Origin of the sequence: Geodermatophilus obscurus DSM 43160 (genome assembly GCF_000025345.1) — a bacterium.
Taxonomy (GTDB): Bacteria; Actinomycetota; Actinomycetes; order Mycobacteriales; family Geodermatophilaceae; genus Geodermatophilus; species Geodermatophilus obscurus.
Genome location: NC_013757.1, coordinates 1031403 through 1043038 on the forward strand (window position 1 = coordinate 1031403; position 11636 = coordinate 1043038).

14 protein-coding genes are annotated in these 11636 nt (G+C 74.3%); all 14 read right to left on the bottom strand.

Annotation, left to right across the window (positions count from 1 at the left end):
- Positions 1 to 142: 142 nt before the first annotated feature.
- On the bottom strand, positions 143 to 1369 hold the full coding sequence (locus GOBS_RS04815; RefSeq protein ID WP_012947172.1) for a flagellar hook protein FlgE: 1227 nt from the start codon (positions 1367 to 1369) through the stop codon (positions 143 to 145).
- A 91-nt stretch (positions 1370 to 1460) separates the two neighbouring features.
- A complete protein-coding gene (locus tag GOBS_RS04820) occupies positions 1461 to 1883 on the bottom strand; it encodes a flagellar hook assembly protein FlgD (protein ID WP_012947173.1) in 423 nt (140 codons plus the stop codon).
- A 12-nt stretch (positions 1884 to 1895) separates the two neighbouring features.
- Positions 1896 to 3215: a flagellar hook-length control protein FliK gene (locus GOBS_RS04825; RefSeq protein ID WP_012947174.1), complete on the bottom strand. Its 1320-nt coding sequence runs from the start codon at positions 3213 to 3215 to the stop codon at positions 1896 to 1898.
- Entirely contained in the window at positions 3212 to 4168 is a 957-nt protein-coding gene (locus tag GOBS_RS29190; protein WP_012947175.1) for a lytic transglycosylase domain-containing protein, read from the bottom strand. Before GOBS_RS29190 ends, GOBS_RS04825 begins: the two co-directional genes overlap by 4 nt.
- Positions 4156 to 4611 (bottom strand): flagellar export protein FliJ, encoded by a 456-nt coding sequence (locus GOBS_RS04835; RefSeq protein ID WP_012947176.1) that lies wholly within the window; start codon positions 4609 to 4611, stop codon positions 4156 to 4158. Before GOBS_RS04835 ends, GOBS_RS29190 begins: the two co-directional genes overlap by 13 nt.
- 49 nt (positions 4612 to 4660) lie before the next feature.
- A complete protein-coding gene (locus GOBS_RS04840) occupies positions 4661 to 5968 on the bottom strand; it encodes a FliI/YscN family ATPase (protein ID WP_012947177.1) in 1308 nt (435 codons plus the stop codon).
- Complete coding sequence (locus tag GOBS_RS04845; RefSeq protein ID WP_012947178.1) at positions 5965 to 6627, bottom strand: FliH/SctL family protein; 663 nt, start codon at positions 6625 to 6627, stop codon at positions 5965 to 5967. Before GOBS_RS04845 ends, GOBS_RS04840 begins: the two co-directional genes overlap by 4 nt.
- A 163-nt stretch (positions 6628 to 6790) precedes the next feature.
- Complete coding sequence (fliG, locus tag GOBS_RS04850; protein ID WP_012947179.1) at positions 6791 to 7876, bottom strand: flagellar motor switch protein FliG; 1086 nt, start codon at positions 7874 to 7876, stop codon at positions 6791 to 6793.
- Positions 7873 to 9456 carry a flagellar basal-body MS-ring/collar protein FliF gene (fliF, locus tag GOBS_RS04855; RefSeq protein WP_012947180.1) on the bottom strand — a complete coding sequence of 528 codons (1584 nt, stop codon included), beginning with the start codon at positions 9454 to 9456 and terminating at the stop codon, positions 7873 to 7875. Before fliF ends, fliG begins: the two co-directional genes overlap by 4 nt.
- Positions 9456 to 9785 (bottom strand): flagellar hook-basal body complex protein FliE, encoded by a 330-nt coding sequence (gene fliE / locus GOBS_RS04860; protein ID WP_012947181.1) that lies wholly within the window; start codon positions 9783 to 9785, stop codon positions 9456 to 9458. The genes fliF and fliE overlap by 1 nt, the downstream gene beginning before the upstream one ends.
- A 2-nt stretch (positions 9786 to 9787) precedes the next feature.
- The gene (locus GOBS_RS04865; protein ID WP_012947182.1) at positions 9788 to 10192 is read right to left on the bottom strand and encodes a flagellar basal body rod protein FlgC; all 405 of its coding nucleotides are present in this window, start codon (positions 10190 to 10192) and stop codon (positions 9788 to 9790) included.
- Complete coding sequence (gene flgB / locus GOBS_RS04870; RefSeq protein WP_012947183.1) at positions 10192 to 10539, bottom strand: flagellar basal body rod protein FlgB; 348 nt, start codon at positions 10537 to 10539, stop codon at positions 10192 to 10194. The genes GOBS_RS04865 and flgB overlap by 1 nt, the downstream gene beginning before the upstream one ends.
- A 334-nt stretch (positions 10540 to 10873) precedes the next feature.
- Positions 10874 to 11230 carry a hypothetical protein gene (locus GOBS_RS04875; protein WP_012947184.1) on the bottom strand — a complete coding sequence of 119 codons (357 nt, stop codon included), beginning with the start codon at positions 11228 to 11230 and terminating at the stop codon, positions 10874 to 10876.
- Positions 11227 to 11613, bottom strand: coding sequence for a flagellar export chaperone FliS (gene fliS, locus GOBS_RS04880; RefSeq protein WP_012947185.1), 387 nt, complete (start codon positions 11611 to 11613; stop codon positions 11227 to 11229). The genes GOBS_RS04875 and fliS overlap by 4 nt, the downstream gene beginning before the upstream one ends.
- Positions 11614 to 11636 lie beyond the last annotated feature (23 nt).

An 11636-nucleotide genomic window follows, 5' to 3' on the forward strand; every position in this document is an offset into this window, starting at 1 on the left:
ACCTGCGTGGACGCCGGCGCGAGGACGACGGCGGCCCGGCTCCTCGCGGACGAGGAACCGGGCCGGGTGACCTGCTGGAACGGCCTCTCTGCAGGGCCCCACGCTGAGCCTGCGAAGCGTGGGGAGCAGAGAGGTCCTCCTACTAGCGCTTCAGGTTCACCAGGTCCTGCAGCACCTCGTCGGAGCTGGAGATGACGCGGCTGTTGGCCTGGAAGCCGCGCTGGGCGACGATCAGGCCGGTGAACTCCTCGGCCAGGTCGACGTTGGACATCTCCAGCGCGCCGGCGACGAGCGAGCCGCGGCCACCGCCGCCGGGCTCGCCGATGGCCGGCTGACCGGAGTTGTCGCCGACCCGGAAGGAGCTGTTGCCGGCCTTCGCCAGGCCGCCGGGGTTGGCGAAGGTGGCCAGGGCGAGCTTGCCGATCGGCTCGCGCAGGTTGTTGGAGTAGACGCCCATGACCGTGCCGTCGCCGCTGAGCGAGATCGACTGCAGGGAGCCCATCGCGTTGCCGTCCACCCGCGCGGGCGTCAGCCCGGACGGGCCGCCGAACTGGCGCAGGTCGGCCAGGTCGATGGTGACCTGACCGGGCCAGCTGCCGGCCATCGAGGCATCCGGCGTGATCTGGAAGGTCCGCGAGGCGGCCGGCAGGGTGCCCGCCACCGGGTTGAACGCCAGCGGGCCGGCGGTGCTGGCGAGGACGGCCTCGTTCTCGTCCCGGGCGACGACGTTCCAGGTGTTGTCGCCGGTCTTGGTGAACGACAGGCTGATCTGGTGCGCCTTCCCCAGGGCGTCGTACATGGTCATCTGGGTCTGGACACCGGTGCCGTTGGCCGCCGCGCTGGACAGGTTGCCCACGACCGCGCCGTTGTCGGTCTCGGTGGGCTGCATGACGTCCCCGAACGGGACGGTCAGCTGCCGGATCGGGCCGTTGGTGTTGACGACGCCGTCGGTCGCCATCCACCCCTGGAGCAGCGCGCCGTCCGGGGTGACGAGGTTGCCCGCGCCGTCGTAGCTGAAGGAGCCGGCGCGGGTGTAGAGCTGCTCGTTGCCGGCCTGGGTGATGAAGAAGCCGTCGCCGCTGATCATGAAGTCGGTCGACCGGCCGGTGTTCTGGGCCGAGCCCTGCTCGAAGTTGGTGGTGATGCCGGCGACCTTCACACCGAGGCCGACCTGCGCCGGGTTGGTGCCACCGGCCTGCGCCGTCGGTGCCGAGCCGTTGCGCACGACCTGGGACAGCGTGTCCTCGAAGACGGTCTGGGAGGCCTTGTAGCCGACGGTGTTGACGTTGGCGATGTTGTTGCCGGTGACGTCGAGCTTGGTCTGGTGCGCGCGCAGACCGGAGATCGCGGAGTTCATGGAACGCAGCACGGGGTGCTCCTCTCAACAGGGTGGTCAGGGGTGGCCCCCTTGCAGGGCCCCGCCGTGAGCGTGCGAACGGTGGGGGCAAGGGGGTCCTTGCTCAGCGGGTGCCGGGCAGCGAGACCTCGGTGAGCCGGCCGATCGGGACGTCGACGCCGTCGACGACCGCGCTGGGCTCGTCGCCGGAGATCCGCACGGAGCCGACCGTGCCGGTCACCGTGACGCCCCCTTCGTCGGTGTAGCTGACCGTGTGGCCGACGAGGGCGCCGGCGGACAGCGAGCGCTGCAGTGCCACCAGGGAGGCGTTCTGCGCGGCGATCTCCTCCAGCTTCTCCACCTGGGTGAACGTCGCGGTCTGCGACATGAACTCGGTGGTGCTGGCCGGGCTGTTCGGGTCCTGGTACCGCATCTGGGCGACCAGCAGCTGCAGGAACACGTCCTTGCCCATCTGGTCGGTGCGGGTCACCGTGCTGGTGGCGGGTGCGCCGGCGGCGCCGCCCACCCCGGGGACGGGACTGGTCATCGGTCGCTCCTCTCAGACCCGGACGTCCAGGCCGGACGACGGGGTGGCGGTGTTCCCGGGGGCGGTGCGGCCCGGGTCGGCCTCGGTGCCGCGCAGCCACGGCCGGTCGCGACCGTCGGGCTGCCCCTGCTGGCCGGCGCGCTCGCCGGTCGCCTGCTGCTGGGCCGACGCCCACGACGCTCCGGCGTCCCGGTCGACCGAGGCGTTGGTGCAGGTGAGCCCGGCGCTCGCCAGGTCGCGGCGGAGGTCCGGCAGGGCCTCCAGCAGGGCGGCGCGGCCGACCTCCGTGGCGCTCTTCAGCGCGAGGTCGACCGAGCCCTGGCTCAGGGTCACCTGGACCTCGACCGGCCCGAGGGTCTCCGGGGTGAGCACCACGGTCATGGTGTGCGTGCCGTCCGGGGCGGTGCGCAGGACGGCGACCTGCTGCGCGACCTGACCGGAGACCGGCGGTGCCGGCGCCGGTGGGGCGGTCGGCTCGGTGGCCGGCGCCGGTGCCGTCGTCGGGACGGCGGGAGCGGCCACCGCGGCGGGGCTCGCGCCCGGGGCCGGGGCCGGGGCAGCCGCCGGGGCGTCCTGGTCGGGGGCGGAGCCGGTGCCGGTGCCGCTGCCCGCGCCCTCGGCCGGAGCCGGGGCCGCGGCCGGCTGGGGGAGCGGGACGACGCTGTCCGGGGCCACGAGCTCCGGTGCCGTCGGGGTCGCGGGCGCGTCCGCAGCGGCGAGCACGACGGTGATCCCGGGGAGCGGGTCGGCCGTGGCGGTCATCGGGGCCGGCCCGGGGGTGGCGGGCAGGACGGCGTCGGCCGCCGGGGCGTCCGGGACGGGGACCGCGCCGGCCGGCGATCCGGCAGGCGATCCGGCCGTCGATCCGGTCGGGGCAGGCGTGGGGACGCCGGCGGACGGTACCGCCGCGGGGACGCCGTCCAGGACGACGTGCGGCGCGGCCACGGTGCCGGCCGCGACGGTGTCGGCCACGGCGGCGACCGCGGAGCCGGCGTGGTCGACGGCGTTCGCCGGTCCGGGCGCTCCCGGGCCGATGCCGGTGAGCAGCGCCCACAGGCCCGGGGGCATGCCGGCGCCGGAGACGGCGGGCTGTCCGGCGACGGGCTGCTCGGCGACGGGCTGCTCGCCGGCCGGGGTCTCGGGAGCCGGCTCGGCCGGGGCGCCGTCGGTCTCCGCGGCGCGCTCCTGGCCACGGGGGCCGCCCTGCCCGCCGGCGACCGCGTCGTCCAGGGCGGAGGCGAAGCGCTCCCGCCCGCCGGGTGCGTCGGTCGCGGCCGGGCTCGCGGGGGCCGGCGCGGGCGCCGGCGCGGCCGGTGCCAGGGGAGCTGTCATCGGAGGGCCTCTGCCTTCCTCATCACGCTGCGGACGTAGTTCTGCGTCTCGGCGTACGGCGGGATGCCGCCGTACCGGCGGACGGTGCCGGGCCCGGCGTTGTAGGCGGCCAGGCCCAGCTCGGTGGAGCCGAACTGCTCGGTCAGGTCGGCCAGGTAGCGGGCCGCGCCGTCGACGGCCGAGGCCGGGTCGAACGGGTCGACGCCGAGCCCGCGGGCGGTGGCGGGCATGAACTGCATGAGCCCCTGGGCGCCTGCGGGGGAGACCGCGGAGGCGTTGAACCCGGACTCCTGCTGCGCGACGGCGGCGAGCAGCGCCGGGTCGACGCCGTGCCGGCTGCCGGCCCGGGTGAACAAGTCGGCGTACGGCACGCCGGACAGGGACGCGGCGGACGCCGGGGACGCCGCGTGCGACGCCGACCCGGCGGGCAGCACGCGGCGGATGACCGACGGGTTCCCGACGTCCTGCACCTTCACGACCTCGCCGGCCTGCGGGGCGGCGATCATCTTGCCGTCGCCGACGTAGATGCCGACGTGGTCGATGCCCGGGCGCCCGGAGGAGTGGTCGAAGAACACCAGGTCGCCCGGGCGCGCCTCGGCCAGGTTCGCCACCGGCCGGCCGGCCGTGGCCTGCTGCGAGGAGGTGCGCGGCAGGTCGATGCCGAGGTTGCCGTAGACGAGCTTGGTGAAGCCGGAGCAGTCCAGGCCCTTGGCCGGGTCGGTGCCGCCCCACAGGTAGGGGACGCCGAGGTACTTGCGGGCCTCGGCGACGACGGCGCCCTCGGACGCGCTGCCGGCGGTGCCCGGAGCGGTCGCGGTGGCGGCACCGGTGCCGGTGAGTCCGGCGGCGGTGGCGGCCGCGGTCCAGTCGGCGGAGGCCGCCGGACGCGGCGCGGTGAGGAAGCGGGCCTGGATCTCGCTGATCCGGGACTGCACCGCGGTCAGTCCGTCCACGCCGCCTCCCCGTCGGTGCGGGTGCGGCGGCCGGAGCGGCCGGTGACGAGGTCGTCCACGGTCCTCTCCTCGGCAGCCTGCTCGGCCAGTCGCACCGCCTGGAGGTGTCGTTCTCGCAACCGCTCCAGCCCCTTGGTGCGCTGGGCGGCCGCGGTCCACGCCGCGCGGACCAGCTCGGCCTGCTCGGCCGACGCGGTCGCCAGCGACCGGGCCGCGGCGGCGTCCTCGGCGGCCAGCCGGCCGAGCACCATCGCGGCGGCGAAGGCGCCGGAGGAGACCGGTCCGGCCGGCAGGACGGCGGCCACCGCAGCCTCGGCCTCGGCGGCGCGGCGGTCGGCGTCGGCGGCGGCCCGGGCGGCCTCGGCGGCGGCGAGCGCGGCCGCCCGCTCCTCGGTGCGGCGCACCTCGAGGACCGGTTGCAGCCGGAAGGCGGCCCGCTTCACCGGCGCGGCCTGGTCACTGAGGACCGACGGCGGAACTCCGCGAGCTCCGTCATGCCGACCTCACGATGCGGTTCAACCACGCCCACGAGTCACCGGCCGGGGTCAGCTCGCCCGTCGGCTGCTGCAGGAACGACTCGATCGCCGGCGCCAGCTGGCGGGCGCGGTCGACCAGCGGGTCGGTGCCGGCCTGGTAGGCGCCGATCTCGATGAGCTCCTTGACGTCGCGCAGCGCGCCCATGAGTCGGCGCACCTCGCGGGCGTCGGCCATCTGCGCCGGCGGCACGACCGCGGTGGCCACGCGGGAGATGGACTCCAGCACGTCGATGGCCGGGAAGTGCCCGGCGGTGGCGAGCTTGCGGGTCAGCACCACGTGGCCGTCGAGGATGGAGCGGGCGGTGTCGGCGATCGGCTCGTTGTGGTCGTCGCCGTCCACCAGCACGGTGTAGAGGCCGGTGATCGAGCCGACGGCCGCCGTCCCGGCCTTCTCCAGCAGCTTGGGCATCATCGCGAAGACGCTCGGCGGGTAGCCGCGGGTCGCCGGGGGCTCGCCCGCCGACAGACCCACCTCGCGCTGCGCCATCGCGGTGCGGGTGATCGAGTCCATCATCAGCAGCACGTCACGGCCCTGGTCGCGGAAGCCCTCGGCGATGCGGGTGGCGACGAACGCCGCCTTCAGCCGCACCAGCGGCGGCTCGTCGGAGGTGGCGACGACGACGACGGTGCGGGCCATCCCCTCTGCGCCGAGGTTCTCCTCGAGGAACTCGCGCACCTCGCGGCCACGCTCGCCGATCAGGCCGATGACCCGGACGTCGGCGTCGGTGCCGCGGGTGATCTGCGCCAGCAGCGTCGACTTGCCCACGCCGGAGCCGGCGAAGATGCCGAGGCGCTGGCCCTTGCCGAGCGGCACCATCGTGTCCAGCACCCGGACGCCGGAGGCCAGCGGTTCCTCGACGCGGGTGCGTGCCAGGGCGTGCGGGGTCTCGCTGGCCAGGTCGACGAACTCCAGCGACTGGTCCAGCGGCGGGCCGCCGTCCACCGGCCGGCCCAGGCCGTCGAGCACCCGGCCGAGCAGCGCCTCGCCCACCGGCACCTGCAGCGGCATGCCCGTGGCACGCACCCGCGCGCCGGCGTGCACGCCGGAGAGCTCGCCGAGCGGCATGCAGGTCAGCCGCTCGCGGGAGACCGCGACGACCTCGGCCAGCAGACCCCCGCTCGGCGAGGGGTTGATCTCCACGAGGTCACCGACGGCGGCCACGGCCCCCTCGACGGAGAGGGTCAGGCCCATCGCGCCGACGACCGAGCCGGTCACCTGCGGGCGGGCCGCGGCGCGGGCGCGGTCGAGCAGACCCGTCGTCACGGTGCGAGCACCGCCCGCACCCGCTCCAGCGCCGCGCCCAGCTGGGCATCGACGCGGGTGGGACCGGTCTCGGCGACGGCTCCGGCGCGCTCGACGGAGAGGTCGCCGACGACCCGCACCGTGTCCGGCAGCTCGGCCAGCGCCTCGGCGGGCAGCTCGGCGAGGTCGTCGGGGTGCAGCCGGACGACGGTCGGCGCGTCGGCCGGGCACAGCGTCAGCGCCCGGCGGACGGCGTCCACCACGGGGGAGTCGGCGAGCGCGAGCTCGCGGCACAGCACGTCCTCGACGAGCGTGAGCACGATCGTGATGACCGAGTCGCGGACGTCCTCGGCGACCGGGAGGGCGGCCTGCTCGAGCTGGGTGACGGCCGCGCCGAGGGCAGCGGTGGCCGAGACCATCCGCCGCTCCCAGCGGGCCTGCACCTCGGCCAGGCGCGCCTCGGCGGCCCGCTCCGCCTCGGCGACCACGGCCTCGGCGGCCGCGCAGCCCTCGGCGTGGCCGGCGGCGTAGCCCTCCTGGCGGGCGTGCTCGCGCAGCCGGGCCAGCTCCTCGGCGTAGACGTCGCCGAGCCGGAACGACGTGCGGCTGGGCACCGGCACGTCGGCCGCCCGGCGCACCGTCGTCTGCCGCTCGCCGGTCGGCTGCGGCGGGACCGGCACCGCGCGGGTGTACGGCGCCCGGGGTGCGGCCTGCGCGGCGGTGCCGCCGCGCAGCAGCGCGGACTCCCGCGAGGACCGTTCAGGCGGTGTTCGACGGCCTGACTGCGCGCCCCGGTCCGCTCCTCGCTCGCTGGCGCTCGCTGCGATGCTCCCGCGGCTGTCGTCAGGCGACGAAATCGTCCTCACCGCCCCGCGAGATGGTCAGCACGCCCTGCTCCTCGAGGGTGCGGATGACACCGACGACCTTGGCCTGCGACTCCTCGACCGTGCGGGTGCGGACCGGGCCGAGCAGCTCGATCTCCTCGGCGAGGTTCTCCGCCGCGCGCTCGGAGAGGTTTCGGACGACCTTGTCGCGGACGTCGGGACGCACGCCCTTCAGCGCGGTGGCCAGGTCGTTGGCCTCGACCTCGCGCAGCACCAGCTGCAGCGAGCGGTCGTCGATGGTGACGATGTCCTCGAAGACGAACATCTGCGCGCGGACCTGCTCGGCCAGCTCCGGGTCGGTGCTGTCGAGCCACTCGAGGATCGAGCGCTCGGTGGGCCGGGGCGAGCGGTTGATGATCTCGACGAGGGTCTCGACGCCGCCGACGGTGCTCATGTCCTGGTGGGCCAGCAGCGAGCCCATCCGGCGGCCGAGCTCCTCCTCGACCAGGCGCACCATCTCCGGGGACGTGCGGTCCATGGTCGCGATGCGGTGCGCCACGGCGGCCTGCTGCTCGGGGGCGAACCCGGAGAGCACCTCGGCCGACTGGGCGGCGGTCAGGTGGGCGAGCACCAGCGCAGTGACCTGCGGGTGCTCGTCCTTGAGGAAGGTGACCAGCTGGCGGACGTCGGCGTTGCGCAGCGAGGCGAAGGGCACCTCGGTGTAGACGACGTTCAGCCGGGACAGGATGCCGTCGGCCTTGTCCTCGCCCAGGCCGGCCGCGAGGATCTCGCGGGCGAACTCGACGCCGCCGCGCCCCACGAACCGCTGTGCGGTCATCAGGTCGTGGAACTCCTCCAGGACGCCGTCGACGTCGTCGGGCTGGACCGATCCGATCTTCATCAGCTCGCGGGTCAGCAGCTCGACCTCCCGCGGGCGCATCTTGGCCATCAGCGCGCCGGCGTCCTCCTTGGACAGCTGCGCGATGAACACGGCGGCCTTGCGCACTCCCGGCATCTCCGGCCGCTCCCGCACCGCGGGGAGGACGGCGGTGGGCGCGGCCGCGGGGGCCATGCCGACCACCTGCTCGACGGACGCAAGCGTCATTTCACACCGCTCTCGCTCAGCCAGCCACGAAGCATCGCGGCCACCTCGTCGGGTTTCTCACTGACCATCGTGGCGATCTCGCCGCGGACCCGGGCCCGCTCGGCCGCCTCCATCTCCAGCGCCGCGTTGTCGACGACCGGCACCGCCCGCGTGCTCTCGATGCGGATGCGGTCCAGCTCGGCCATCACGTCGTCGGCGAGCTCCAGCGCCTCGTAGTCCTCGTCCTCCTCGTCCTCCCGACCACGGCGGGAGCGCAGCCAGACGACGAGCACGAGCAGGGCGATGCCGCCGGTCTTGACCATCGACCACAGCTGGGCCTGCCGCTCGGCCTCCTCGGCCGCCGCGAGCTCCTCGGCCGCCCGGTCGGCGGCGGTGGTGTCGAAGGCCATCGAGGCGACGGTGATGTCGTCGCCGCGCGCGACGTCGAGGCCGATGGCGTTGCCGACCAGGGCCTGGATCTGCGCCTGGTTGAGGTTGCCGGCGACGGCCTCGTCCATGACGACGGAGACGGTGAGCCGGTTGATCCTGCCGGGTGCGCCCTCCACGGTCTCCACGGTCGTGCCGACGGCGTTGTTCGCGGTCGTGGACTCCTTGTTGTACGCGGAGTCCCCGGTCCCGCCCCCGGCGTCGGCCTGGTTCTCCGGGCCGAGGATGCCGCCCACGGCGGCGCCGTTGCCGGTGTACTCCTCGGTCGTCGTGCTCTCCGAGATCGGCGGGGTGCCCTCCTCGTAGGTGTGCGTCTCCGAGGTGGTGCTGCGCTGGTCGAGGTCGACGTCGGCCCGGACCGACACCTTGGCGCGGCCGGGGCCGAGGATGGGGTCGAGCACGGCCTGCGCGTTGGACGCCAACCGGGCCTCGTAGTCCTGCTCCAGCTGCGAGCGGGCGTCGCCGGCGGCCGAGGTGACGCCCTGGCCGGGGGCCGAGAGCACCGCGCCGGTGGCGTCGGCGACGGTGACCTGCTCGGGGTCCATGCCCTCGATGCTGGAGGAGACCAGATTGGTCACCGCCTGGACCTGACCGCTGTCCAGCCCGGTACCCGGTGCCAGGTCAAGCAGCACCGAGGCGGTGGGCTCGGCCTCGTCGGAGGCGAACACCTCCTCCTCCGGGAGGGCCAGGTGCACCACGGCGGTGCGCACGCCCTCCAGCGACTCCAGGGTCCGGGCCAGCTCGTCCTGCAGGGCGCGCTGGTAGGTGACCTGCTGCTGGAACTCGCTGGTCGTGATGCCCTGCTCGTCGAGCAGCGCGTACCCGGTGTCGTTGCCGGCGGGCAGGCCCTTGCCGCTCATCGACAGTCGCAGGTCGTACACCTGCTCGTTCGGCACCATGATCGTGCCGCCGCCGTCGGCGAGCTCGTAGGCGGCGCCGGCTGCGTTGAGCTCGTCGACGATCGCCGACGCGTCGGTCGAGGCCAGGTTCGAGAACAGGGGGGCGTAGGTGGGGGCGGTGATCCACCGGTAGAAGAAGAAGCCGCCGAGGAGCAGCCCCGCGGTGAGCAGGCCGATGACGACCTTCTGGCCGAGGCTGATCGTGGCGAGCGCGGACCGGATCCGCTCCACCGGCCCGGCGAGGGCAGCAGGCATCAGACCGGCATCCTCATGATCTCGTTGAAGGCCTCGACGGCCTTGTTCTTGATGGTCACGACCATCTCGGTGGCGAGCTTGGCCTCATTGGCCGCGATCATGTAGTCGTGCACGTCGCGCAGGTCGCCGGTGGCGGCCTGGACGGCGAGACCGTCGGAGGTCGACTGCTTGGCCTGCAACTCCTCCACCGAGGACACCAGGACCGAGGCGAAGCCGTTGTCGTCGGCCCCAGTGGTCTGCGCGGCGTCGGGCGTGGCCGCCGCCCCGGTGACGCCGGAGAGACCGGTGATCGCCGTGGGGAACGAGACGCCTCCGATGGGCGAGGTCATGGTCAGCCCTTCCCGAGCTGGAGTGCGGCCTGGTAGGCGGTGGTGGCGCGCTCGACGACGGCGAGGTTCGCCTGGTAGCCGCGCTGCGCCATGATCAGCTGGGTCATCTGGTCGCCCAGGTCGATGTCCGGGTACCTGACGTAGCCGTTGGCATCGGCGAGCGGGTGGTCGGGCTCGTGGACCATCCGGCCCTCCGCGCTGCCGTACTCGGCCCGGGCCACGCGGACCCCGCCCTCGCCGGAGCCGTAGTCGACGGCCTGCGCCACGATCAGCCGCTCCTGGAACGCGTCCTGGTCGGTCGAGGTGACGTTGTTGATGTTGGCGATGTTGTCCGAGACTGCGTCCAGCCACTTGCGGTGGACGAGCAGTCCGGAGCCGGAGATGCCGAGCGAGTCGAACGTGCTCATCACGCCGTCCGCAGCGCCGTGCGCATGACGTTGTACTTCCCGTCGAGGGCGTTGAGCGCGAGCTGGTAGCGCAGCCCCGTCTCGGTGGCGATGACCGTCTCGGCGTCGAGGTTCACGTTGTTCCCGTCCATCCGGGTCGGCTCCAGGGAGCGGTGGACCGTGCCGGTCGTGGCGGTCGGCGTCTGGCCACTGGTCAGGGCGCCGCGGAGGCCGGTCTCGAAGTCGACGCGGCCGGCGAGGAAGCCAGGCGTCTGCAGGTTCGCGATGTTGTCGGCGGTCACCCGCTGCCGCTGGGCGAGCCCGTTGAGCGCGGAGTGCAGGGCCGTGGAGGTGACGTCCCCGGTCACAGGGACGTCACTCGGGCAGGGCAACGGGACACGATCGGCCTCCGGGTACGCAGGAGACACTCGCGAGCGAGTGTGTGGTTCGCCGATCCGTGGCGAGAGGTGCGCTTTCCGTGCTCTGCAGTCATCGGCACGGCCCGGTGGGCCCCTGACCGGCCGGGCCCCACGCGAGTGGTGCGAGTACGCCGATGGGGTGGACGTGCCGACTGTGACTCGCGGTGCGTGCCCGCAGCGCCGGGCGCCCCGGGGACGACGAAGCCCCCCGGGCGCCGGTCGTGGCGCCACGGGGGGCTTCGGGTGCTCGTCGGTGCTGGGCTCAGCGGGACGTGCTGTCGGGCTAGAGCGCCCGGTCGATGTAGGAGGCGACCGGACGGGGCGGGCCGTAGGACATCCGGGCGGCGACGTCGCGCTGCCGGCGGGACTGGATGATCCGCTCGACGAGCTCCTCGGCGACGGCCAGCTGGTGCTGCAGGAGCCGCGCGGCGCGTTCGCGGAGGTCCTCGGGGACCGGGCCCAGCGCAGGCGACGGCGGGATCCAGTCCTCGGCGCGGCGGCCCCAGGCGGCGATCTCGTCGTCCCGGTCGGACCGGAGGCTGGACTCGGCGGCGAGCACCTCGCCCTCGAGCTCGTCGAGGACGGTGGCCCAGTCGCGGGACGCCTCACCGCCGGTCGACGAGGGGCGACCGGGGGTCATGCGGGGGAGGCGGTGAGCGTGGCGGCGGCCTGCCGCCACGCGTCCCGGAGCGGCTCGGCGATCTGCCGACAGGCGGACACGCGGTTGCGGTCGCGCTTGACGCCGGCCTGGACCAGCTCGGTGATCATCCAGGTGTAGAGGGCGGCCAGTCGCGGCCCGCCCTCCCAGGCGTCGACCCGCAGGCTCTCGCGGAGCTCGAAGACGATGTCCTGCGCGTGCTGGATCTGCGCAGCGGCCTCGGTGCGGTCCCCGGTCTCCAGGGCGAGCTCGGCGCGCTCGAGGTCGAGCACGAGCCGGTCGTAGAGCATCACGAGGATCCGCTGGGGGGACGCCGTCGCGACCGAGTCGCCGAGGTAGCGGGAGCGGAGGGAGGCGGTGCTCATCAGACGGTCTCCTGGGGGAAGCG

Excerpts from the sequence above, each read along its gene's own strand:
- GOBS_RS04820 (WP_012947173.1), bottom strand. The coding sequence starts at position 1,883 with ATGACCAGTCCCGTCCCCGGGGTGGGCGGCGCCGCCGGCGCACCCGCC.
- GOBS_RS04825 (WP_012947174.1), bottom strand. The coding sequence starts at position 3,215 with ATGACAGCTCCCCTGGCACCGGCCGCGCCGGCGCCCGCGCCGGCCCCC.
- fliG (WP_012947179.1), bottom strand. The coding sequence starts at position 7,876 with ATGACGCTTGCGTCCGTCGAGCAGGTGGTCGGCATGGCCCCCGCGGCC.
- fliF (WP_012947180.1), bottom strand. The coding sequence starts at position 9,456 with ATGCCTGCTGCCCTCGCCGGGCCGGTGGAGCGGATCCGGTCCGCGCTC.
- fliE (WP_012947181.1), bottom strand. The coding sequence starts at position 9,785 with ATGACCTCGCCCATCGGAGGCGTCTCGTTCCCCACGGCGATCACCGGT.
- GOBS_RS04865 (WP_012947182.1), bottom strand. The coding sequence starts at position 10,192 with ATGAGCACGTTCGACTCGCTCGGCATCTCCGGCTCCGGACTGCTCGTC.
- GOBS_RS04875 (WP_012947184.1), bottom strand. The coding sequence starts at position 11,230 with ATGACCCCCGGTCGCCCCTCGTCGACCGGCGGTGAGGCGTCCCGCGAC.
- fliS (WP_012947185.1), bottom strand. The coding sequence starts at position 11,613 with ATGAGCACCGCCTCCCTCCGCTCCCGCTACCTCGGCGACTCGGTCGCG.